Raw genomic sequence first — 3,234 nt, forward strand, 5'->3', positions numbered from 1 at the left:
TTGCAACGCCATCTGACCCGTGCGATCGCCCAGCGTGTGTTTGCCGGTTGCTCGGCAGTGAGCGTGCGCGATCGAGCTTCAGCCGCTTTACTATTAAATTGGCAAATTCCCTGTTGGCTGGCTCCCGATCCAGTATGGGCGCTGGATGCTATACCCGTGAAAGGTCTTTGGGATTTACCTGCACCCAGAGTGGCGGTGACGTTGCGATCGCATCCTCAGCTAACTCCTGCCCGACTCGATAGCTTAACTCGTGCTTTGGTTAACTTTCAAAAGGCAACTCAAACTTGTATTTTGTTAGTGCCGTTTCAGAAATCTCAAGATTTGGCGATCGCTCAATCAATTCAATCGCAAATGTCTGATGCCAGTCATATTATTAGTTTGGAAGATCCCAGGCAATTGAAAGGCTTGTTTCGGGGCGTGGAAATGGCGATCGGGATGCGCTTGCACAGTTTAATTATGGCAGCAGCAGAAGAATGTCGTTGTTTTGCGCTCAGCTACGACCCTAAAGTCAGTCAATTGATGGCCGAATTGGAAATGCCTGGTTGGGATTTAGATCGCATCCCGGATGACCCAAATTTAATTTGTCAAAGTTGGTTGGAATGTTACGCTAATGGCGATGCTTTATCGCCCGCTCGCATTCAATCTTTGGTAGACCGATCGCTGATTCATCGCGATTTGTTACATCAAGCTTTAAGTGAGGGGTTAGGGGATAGGGGTTAGGGGAAGACAAAAGTCAAAAGTCGAAAGCGTCGGTTGGCCTTTTTGATAAGTAAATACTATTATTTATTTGTATTTAGATTTATAGTTTAAATTTGTGTTGCGATCGTTCAGAGCAAAGGCAACCAAATAATTGCGATAAATTCTCATTTATCCGACGAAATCGCGGCACTTGACAGATTGGGCAAAAATTTGCTAAAAAAATAACTAATGATATGTTGCCCAGATTGTAAGCATAAGCACGAAAAAGCGATCGAACGAGCAGCGCAGTTTTGGTAGAAAAGCTAGGAATACTGGGCAATAGAACCAAAAGAAATTTTTCGGGGTGCAGACAAAGAAGCAGTAAATATCGAAGGCTGGGGGCAGAGTCAAAGCACGAGTTTTTTTCAGTCAGACAAGCTACCTAGAAAAGAGATATTTACAAAATTGTCTAATTATGTTAAAGAAGATTGGTTGCCGCGCCAAAGGCTGCACTGCGGTAGAGACATAAAAGATCAAAACAAAAACTGCCGATATGAGGTAGGCTAATGACAACGAGGCGACCAGTACGCGAATTAGCATCCCTAACTCTCAGCAAGCAACAGCGATGAGTGAAGCCCAAAACGATAACGGCAAAGCCCTACCCGATTCCACCGCAGGGATCGACACATCAGAAGAAACGATCGTCGATTTGGCAGAATTGGCCGATGAAACTGAATCGGACGATCGGCCAGAAAAATTGCAAACAGAATACAGAGTGCCAACTCCTGAGTTAGAACCCGAAGATATCAGGACGGTTTTGGAAGATATCGTGGATAGCGATCGCGAAATAGCCGAAGCCCTAGCTTGGCAATCGGATGCAGATGTGCTGGAACTGGTCGCCTTAAGCGAAGCGCTGCGAGAGCAAAATACCGAGCTGATCGAACATACAGAAGAACTGGAAAATCTGCTGGACGAATGCCACAATGCTTTACAGGCGCAGATCGAACGCACCCAAGTCGCAGAAACCAAACTTGTAGAACAAACCAACCAGCTCAAAGTAACGCAAGAACAATTAACGCGCCTGTTTCGGGAGTTGGAGAGTTCCCATCAAGTTGCCCAACGTCAGCAGATATTGATCGAAACGCTCAACGACCAGCTGCAAAGTTCTCAAGAACGGGTGGCGCAATTAGAACGGCAATGCGCTCTCACGCAGCAACGCTACAACGAACAGTCGCAACTGCTGATGCAAAGGGAAACAGCTTGTCGGGAATTGCAAGACCGTCTGCAAAGGCAACAACGCTATACCCTGCAATTCAAAGCAGCGTTGGATAAGTGTCTCGATATGCCTGGGATTAAGGAATTTTCTGGCAGTACGAGTAGCCCTGCGCTGCCTGCTGTAGCGGAAAGCAATCACGAAAATACTTTGGAATTTCAGCGACTGGTGCTAAAACCGCAACCGATCCAACCTTGGTCGGCAGAATTGGAATCGGACGATCGCGATATTGCTGCTGAAGATACGGAACTCGGATATCTGACAACCCACCCAGGCGCGAGGGCAGAATTACCCAGCGCGGATATTATATCGTCGATCGCAGATGAAGAAGAAATAGATATAGATACAGAGGAAGAAACTATAATCAACCCCTTCTTTAGTGCTGCCGAATCGAATCTGAGTTTGGCATCAAATTTACCGACATCACCTGCAAGCGATTCTACCCTGGATATCAACAAAACGGAAGTAGAACTTTGGCAGGAATTGGAACGGCTGACTCAAGATACGGTGTTGCCGGAAAATGCTGCTTTGGCAGGCGATCGAGTCGCACCGGAAGCATATGCAAATTATATCCCACCGTTGCACGATGCGATCGCTTCTGGGTCGGAGAGTGGCGAAGATGGGCCGAAACAGGAAGAAGAATCGATCGCAAAAGCAGCAACATCCGATTCCTCTATTACACCTGCTGTACCTGCCCTTGCTGGTAATGAATCGATCGCGCAGGCTCCTAACTGGCCTTCCCCTGTAGTATACCCGCAGCGCCATCCTAAGAAAATTAAATCATTAGCGGCGATCGATCTTCCCAGTTTTCCGCGCATTAAGAAAGCGTAGTTCCCACCCCCAACCCCTACCCGTCTATGGGGAGGGGCTTTGGCAAGAAATTTGTTCAAAAAAACTTTTGATACGTTATTCCATCAAGAGCATCTTCATAATAACGCGGCATGATGTATGCAGCTTGATAACCAGCGGCTTCATAGAAGCTTCGTCCTTTAGCATTTAAAACTGGTGTGTCAACATAGATACCTCGTGCCTTTTTGATGAGTGCAAAAGCTTCTGCTCTCTCTGCCAATGCTGTTGCTATACCTTGTCTGTGATAGATTGGATCGACTGCCAATCCTTGAATTTGAGCGAGTTGATTCCAAACATGGAATTGCACATAGATGAATCCTACCATTATATCCCTGTGAATAGCAAGGTATGCGCCATAGATTTCGGAATTCTGAGAAAAAACGTCAGCGTTGTATTCGCTGGCAGTAATGTATTGCTCTGCCCAGCCTATATGT

3 protein-coding genes are annotated in these 3,234 nt (G+C 46.5%); 2 read left to right on the forward strand and 1 reads right to left on the reverse strand.

The window, feature by feature from the left end; translation table 11 throughout:
• Both H6S82_RS25770 and H6S82_RS25775 read left to right on the forward strand, forming a co-directional pair.
• Positions 1-720: polysaccharide pyruvyl transferase family protein (locus H6S82_RS25770; protein ID WP_191056925.1), on the forward strand; the 720-nt coding region annotated here is incomplete at its 5' end.
• Positions 721-1,303: 583 nt separating this feature from the next.
• Positions 1,304-2,782: a hypothetical protein gene (locus tag H6S82_RS25775; RefSeq protein WP_190462206.1), complete on the forward strand. Its 1,479-nt coding sequence runs from the start codon at positions 1,304-1,306 to the stop codon at positions 2,780-2,782.
• Positions 2,783-2,837: 55 nt separating this feature from the next.
• On the opposite strand, the gene H6S82_RS25780 is transcribed toward H6S82_RS25775, so the two are convergent.
• On the reverse strand, positions 2,838-3,234 hold a 397-nt coding region (locus tag H6S82_RS25780; RefSeq protein ID WP_191056926.1), incomplete at its 5' end, for a GNAT family N-acetyltransferase.

This window comes from Planktothrix sp. FACHB-1355 (assembly GCF_014748295.1).
Classification (GTDB): Bacteria; Cyanobacteriota; Cyanobacteriia; order Cyanobacteriales; family Aerosakkonemataceae; genus Aerosakkonema; species Aerosakkonema funiforme_A.

Excerpts from the sequence above, each read along its gene's own strand:
- H6S82_RS25775 (WP_190462206.1), top strand. The coding sequence starts at position 1,304 with ATGAGTGAAGCCCAAAACGATAACGGCAAAGCCCTACCCGATTCCACC.